At 60.0% G+C, this 5177-nt stretch carries 8 protein-coding genes; 4 read left to right on the top strand and 4 right to left on the bottom strand.

All coding sequences use genetic code 11. The features are described from left to right. On the top strand, positions 1-254 hold a 254-nt coding region (locus ACY69P_RS13925), incomplete at its 5' end, for a hypothetical protein (protein ID WP_462327910.1). A 263-nt stretch (positions 255-517) separates the two neighbouring features. Here the strand turns inward: ACY69P_RS13925 and ACY69P_RS13920 are convergent. Next, the gene (locus ACY69P_RS13920) at positions 518-1051 is read right to left on the bottom strand and encodes a bacterioferritin (protein WP_404844845.1); all 534 of its coding nucleotides are present in this window, start codon (positions 1049-1051) and stop codon (positions 518-520) included. A 226-nt stretch (positions 1052-1277) separates the two neighbouring features. After that, positions 1278-1433: a rubredoxin gene (locus tag ACY69P_RS13915; RefSeq protein WP_404845216.1), complete on the bottom strand. Its 156-nt coding sequence runs from the start codon at positions 1431-1433 to the stop codon at positions 1278-1280. A 340-nt stretch (positions 1434-1773) separates the two neighbouring features. On the opposite strand from ACY69P_RS13915, the gene ACY69P_RS13910 reads away from it, so the two are divergent. From ACY69P_RS13910 to ACY69P_RS13900, 3 genes are all read left to right on the top strand, one after another. After that, on the top strand, positions 1774-2511 hold the full coding sequence (locus tag ACY69P_RS13910; RefSeq protein ID WP_462327909.1) for a PP2C family protein-serine/threonine phosphatase: 738 nt from the start codon (positions 1774-1776) through the stop codon (positions 2509-2511). Positions 2512-2621: 110 nt separating this feature from the next. Then, positions 2622-2984: a hypothetical protein gene (locus tag ACY69P_RS13905; RefSeq protein ID WP_462327908.1), complete on the top strand. Its 363-nt coding sequence runs from the start codon at positions 2622-2624 to the stop codon at positions 2982-2984. Positions 2985-3054: 70 nt separating this feature from the next. Next, complete coding sequence (locus ACY69P_RS13900; RefSeq protein WP_462327907.1) at positions 3055-3510, top strand: alanyl-tRNA editing protein; 456 nt, start codon at positions 3055-3057, stop codon at positions 3508-3510. Positions 3511-3671: 161 nt separating this feature from the next. Here the strand turns inward: ACY69P_RS13900 and ACY69P_RS13895 are convergent, their stop codons facing one another. Beyond that, the gene (locus ACY69P_RS13895; protein ID WP_459899748.1) at positions 3672-4037 is read right to left on the bottom strand and encodes a hypothetical protein; all 366 of its coding nucleotides are present in this window, start codon (positions 4035-4037) and stop codon (positions 3672-3674) included. A 525-nt stretch (positions 4038-4562) separates the two neighbouring features. After that, on the bottom strand, positions 4563-5021 hold the full coding sequence (locus tag ACY69P_RS13890; protein ID WP_462327906.1) for a hypothetical protein: 459 nt from the start codon (positions 5019-5021) through the stop codon (positions 4563-4565). Positions 5022-5177: the final 156 nt, after the last annotated feature.

Here is a 5177-nt window from a genome sequence, read left to right as displayed (position 1 = left end):
TGACCATTGTCTCCGGCGCCAAGGGCGGCGACAGGGTCCGCACCATTGCGGACTGTACTGACAGCCTTGTCGTCCTCAAGACCTACCGCCAGTTTGGCGACATCACCACCGCCCTCAGCGAAGGCCTGCGCCTTGAGGATGCCGTGCTCGTCAGTAACTGTAGCATGGAGGGCGAATGCGTGGTGCGCGACTTGGAACCCGGCATGCCCGCGCCCAAGTACTTCTCCCTTATCATCAGCACCCCGCGCCGTTAGGCGCGCTGGTGGTGGCCCGCCGTGTGGCGTGGTTCGCGTTGTGCTGGTTCCCTGTTTGGGTGCGCCAGCTGGCGGCGCGGCCAGAACGCTTCGGGAGCCTGCTCCATTGCGCCCCTTGGCGCAGGAGGCGGCTCCCACAAGGCAAGCAGCGCCAGTAGGAGGGGAGCAACCCCCGCCGCATTGGCCGTACGAGAAAAAGCCGCCCCCGGAACCGTGGTTCCGGGGGCGGCTGTCGTTTTGGTCTGTCTGCGTGTTGGCGCGGGCTATTCGCCCTTGTTGACGGCGTAGCCCTGCGGTTGCAGTCCTGTGGAGGAAGGGGTTCCGGCAATGCGCGAGAGGTAGGACGGGCCAAGGTCTTTGATATGCCCGGCGATGCTGTCGAAGTAGTTGTAGTGCTCCTGCTCTTCGTCGATGATTTGTTCAAACATCTTGGCCGTGACGCTGTCGCCGTTTTCCCGACACTCCTGCAGGAAGCGGTTGTACACGTCGATGGTGTCGTCCTCCAGCTCGGCGTCAAAGTCGAAGATAACGCCAACCTCCTGCCCGCGTTCTACCTTGTTTTTGTAGTTGGTGGTCGGCTCGCCGCCCAGCTCTTTGATGCGCTCGGCGAATTGCTCGGCGTGGCGCATTTCGTCGATGGCGATGAGTTTCATGTTCCCGGCCATTTCGCCGTAGTCCATGTCGTCCAGCCCATAGTGCTGGTTCATGTACTGGTTGATGGCTTGCAGTTCCATGGCGCGGGCTTCGTTCAGGATGTCGATAACCTTTTTGCGTCGTGCTTCCTTGTCGCTACTCATGGCAATATCCTCCTTTGTGGATGCGTCAAAGTGCGTGTTTTCTCGGTAAGGTACAACGCTGCGGCCCTGCGGCCGAAAGTTTTCAAACAACATCATAAATACGCGGCAATGACAAGTGGGTGCACAAAAAGACGCTTGGTTGTCACCGGGGCCCGCCAGCACATAAAAAAAGGGCGACCCCAATGGTCGCCCTTTGACTTTGCTCAAGTGTCCGTGGCCGGAGCCGTTAGACTTTTTCGAAGTATTCCTTCTCGGCCCCACACTTGGGGCACACCCAGCTTTCAGGAACATCTTCCCAAGCGGTACCCGGCTCTACGCCGTTGTCCGGGTCGCCCTCTTCGGGGTCATACACGTAGCCGCATGGGCATTCCCATTTCTCCATGGCCATGACGTCCTCCATCGCGGTTGATGTTTGCTGTTGTGGGGAAACAGGTCGAGAATAAGCGTCTTCCCGTAAAAGGCAAACCGTTTTTCTGCCGCCGCTTTTGGGCAGGGCGGGGCGTGTCTGTCCATAACAGGCCGTGAGAGCGCATAATCTCACTGACGATTGGACAGCCCTGCGCGCTGGGTGCCGTGGCGGCGGTGGACCGCGCAGAGGCGGCGCCTGTGTGTGAAGGAGCAGGAAGGGGCGGGGAAATGGTGGCAACCGGCAGGGCAACGGGCTACTGTTGGGGTGCGGGAACCCTCCCGGCACCTTGCGGAGAGCAACACCGGAGATGAATGTGGAGAGCTTTGCGGCGACACATGTCGGCCTCACCAAACAGCGCAACGACGATGCGGCCATGGTGCACAGTATTCATGGCGGCCCGGGCAAGGGGGGAAGCTGGATGCTCCTTGCTGTGGCGGATGGCATGGGCGGGCACCGCGGTGGTGATGTCGCCTCGCGCCTTGCCCTTGAGGTACTGCGCGAGCTTCGCCCAACGCCCGGACACGAGGAAGCGGCGCTGGAAGCGCAGGTGTATGCGGCGGGCGAGGCGATACGAGACAAGGCGCGGGCGGACGCCAATCTTGGCGGTATGGGCACCACGCTGACGGCAGCGCTTGTGCGCGGGCGCAATGTGTGGTGGGCCCATGTCGGCGACAGCCGCCTGTACCTCCTGCGGGGCGGCGTGCTGGAGCAGGTCACCCGGGACCATACCTTTGTGCAGGATATGCTGGATTCCGGCGGCATGACCGAGGAGGAAGCCGAACTGCACCCTATGCGCAACCTGCTGGACCAATGCGTTGGCGTCGCACCATTTCGCGCGGATGTGGGGCATATGACCCTGCGCGGCGGGGATGTGCTTTTGGTGTGCTCCGATGGCGTGCATAAGGACGTTCCGCTGGAGCGCATTGCCGGGATTCTGTCACGGCAGGCGCCGCTGCAAGTGCGTGGGAACGCACTGGTTCAGGCCGCGCTGGATGTGGGCGGCTTTGATAATATCGGCATTGCCATTTTAGAAGTGCCGCAGGCGGATTAGCGCCCATGGCCGCAGTTTTTGCCAATTGCCATTGACGGGGGTGCACACTTCTGCGTTAATTGTGGAAGGATGAGAATCCCTGCGCTGGTGTCTATGGCAAGGAGGCGGACATGGAACCAAACCGGCGGGACGACGATCGTCGTCAGGTTGACCTTGATGTGGATGTGTTGCTGCCGAGTGCGAACAACTCGCACTTGCACCTGCTGAGTGGGCGGGTGCGCAATGTTTCCTGCACGGGGGCGCTCCTGCGCGTTGACCCTGTGTACGCGCCGTATTTCCGCCCATCCTCCCTTGGCACCCCTATCGAACTGCTGTACTACGACCCGGACACCGATGCCGCCATTGTTGCGGAGTACGTCATTGGGCGCATTCTCGTGGGCAATGCCGCCATTGAGATTGCCTGTGACGGGCGGCACCAGAAGGAGCCGGACATCATGCCCTTTGTGGATTGCGCGGAGGGGAATTCGCCGTAGAATCCTTTACTGTGCGGGCTTCAAGGGGTAGCATCCGCCGCTTGGAAACCCAATCGCCAAAGGAGACGGCATGGCCAAAAGCTACGCTCCGCGGATGCACTCCGCCGAACATATTCTCAACCGGACCATGGTGACACTGTTCGACTGCGACCGCTCGTTCAGCGCCCATATCAACAAAAAGAAATCCAAGTGCGACTACCACTTCGACCGCGACCTCACAGAGGACGAGGTGCAGGAGTTGGAGCGGCGTATCAATGCCGTCATCGACAGTGGCGTGGATGTGACCGAACGCATGATGCCTAGGGACGATGCCGCGCGCGAATTCAACCTGAAGCGCCTGCCGGATGAGGCGGGGGAAACCCTGCGCATTGTGGATATTGGCGAGTATGACGCCTGCCCCTGCATTGGCGAGCACGTGGACAACACCAGCGAGATTGGGGCGTTTCGGATGGTGTCGCACAGTTTTGAAGACGGTGTGCTCCGCCTGCGGTACAAGCTGGCGGCACCCGCCGAAGCCAGCGCCTAGCCGCGGCTTCGCCCCGCGCCATAGACGGCATGCACAAAAAGCGCCCCGGAGGTCTGGTCTCCGGGGCGCTTTTTGTGCATGGGCGTGTGGCGGGCGGAGTCCGACACTGTGCCAACGGACCCCACCCATCCACGGTGCCTAGAGGGAGGTACGATGATGACCTAACCGCCAAACCAGCCGGGGCTGATGACGGACATGGCTTTTGTATAGTGCGTCCGCAGGTCCTCGAACTTGCGGCCGACTTCGGATTCCACACCTTCGAGGGAGGTGGGGCACTCAAAGCGCATCTTTTCCATCTGCATTTCAATTTCACGCAGGACGGACTTGATTTGTTCCAGGGTGTCCTTCATGTCCGCGTGTTTGTCCGTTTCGGCAAAGACGTCGAACAACCGTGCCTTCCAGGAATTCAACTCCATCTCCATTCCCTTGCAGTAATGTTCGACACTTTTCTTGCGTGCCTCTTCACTGGCGCACTCTTCAAGAATTTGGCAGTTGGGGCAGGGGCCGGGGTAGTCCATGTTGGGCATGACACGTCTCCTTGTTGGTGGAATACCAATGGTATTTTACATACTGCGGCCCATAGTAGCATCGCCTGATTTTTCAGTAAAGAGGATGCTGCGCATTTTGCGAAAAGTTGCAGAAAAGACGGGTGGCTGGGGCTTTGTGAGGAGTGATTGTGCTGGGAGTTTGGCCTGATGGGGGAGGAGAGGTGGCGCGCGTGTTTGGTGCTCAGGGACGAAAGAGAGGGGGCATGGCCCGGAGACACCGGGCGCGAGGGCTGTGAGGGCGTCATGGCGCGGTAGGGAGCGGTGTGGAGAGGTCTGCCCCTTTGGGACGGCGTGTGATTGGGGACAGCGCGGTGCACAAGGCGCCGCGTGCGGGGCGGGGAGTCACAGAAAGCGTGGGATGCGGGAAAACGCGTGCTCTGGGCGTCTGGGGCGGCATTGCGAAAAGGCGGGTGAGAAGCCGGCTGAATCTGCCGAAACGGTGCGGTTCATGGGCGCTGTGGGGACATTGGGCGGGAGGCAGGTGACGGGGACGGGTACGGGCGGCTACAGGCCCCGGCGGGGGCGTCTGGTTTCCTTGTTGCCCTTGATGAAGGCGCTGACGAGAAGGGCGAAGATGTCCGAGAGGATGGCCGCGCCAAGACTGAGATAAAAGAGGCTGTGGGCGTTGCGCACAAAGAGCTGCGGGCGGAATGCAGTGAAGTAGTAGAGCACCAGCAGGGCGACGGAAATGCATGCGCCAATGCTCGCGGACACGCGTTCCGGTTTGCTGAGGTTCATGCCAAAGGGATCGTGGGGAAAAAAAGGACCAAGGATGAGGCCTACAGTGCCACAGACAAAGAACCCCCACGCCGCACCAAGAAGCGTGCTGGCAAAGAAGCCAAAGACCGAAAGCTCGTAGTCCACAACATCGGCAAAGGCAAAGCCCGCGCCAATGATCCAAAACAGATACCAAACGTACCGAAAGGCACTGTCGAAGAACGTCGGCGTCTTTTTCTGTTGCACAGCCCCCTCCAGCTGTCAGACATGAAAAGCGGCGATACCCCCCATGGTACGCGCTCTGTGTCACACAACGGTAAAACAAACACGGGCGACACACAATGAAAGACAGCATAAAATCTAGGAAAAAATCCTAAAAATTCGGGGAAGAGAGGGAGAAAA

It is taken from the genome of Desulfobaculum sp. (assembly GCF_054921475.1).
Note: the sequence above shows the minus strand (reverse complement) of the source record. Positions and strands in the feature narration are given on the sequence as shown.

Excerpts from the sequence above, each read along its gene's own strand:
- ACY69P_RS13920 (WP_404844845.1), bottom strand. The coding sequence starts at position 1,051 with ATGAGTAGCGACAAGGAAGCACGACGCAAAAAGGTTATCGACATCCTG.
- ACY69P_RS13915 (WP_404845216.1), bottom strand. The coding sequence starts at position 1,433 with ATGGAGAAATGGGAATGCCCATGCGGCTACGTGTATGACCCCGAAGAG.
- ACY69P_RS13905 (WP_462327908.1), top strand. The coding sequence starts at position 2,622 with ATGGAACCAAACCGGCGGGACGACGATCGTCGTCAGGTTGACCTTGAT.
- ACY69P_RS13900 (WP_462327907.1), top strand. The coding sequence starts at position 3,055 with ATGGCCAAAAGCTACGCTCCGCGGATGCACTCCGCCGAACATATTCTC.
- ACY69P_RS13895 (WP_459899748.1), bottom strand. The coding sequence starts at position 4,037 with ATGCCCAACATGGACTACCCCGGCCCCTGCCCCAACTGCCAAATTCTT.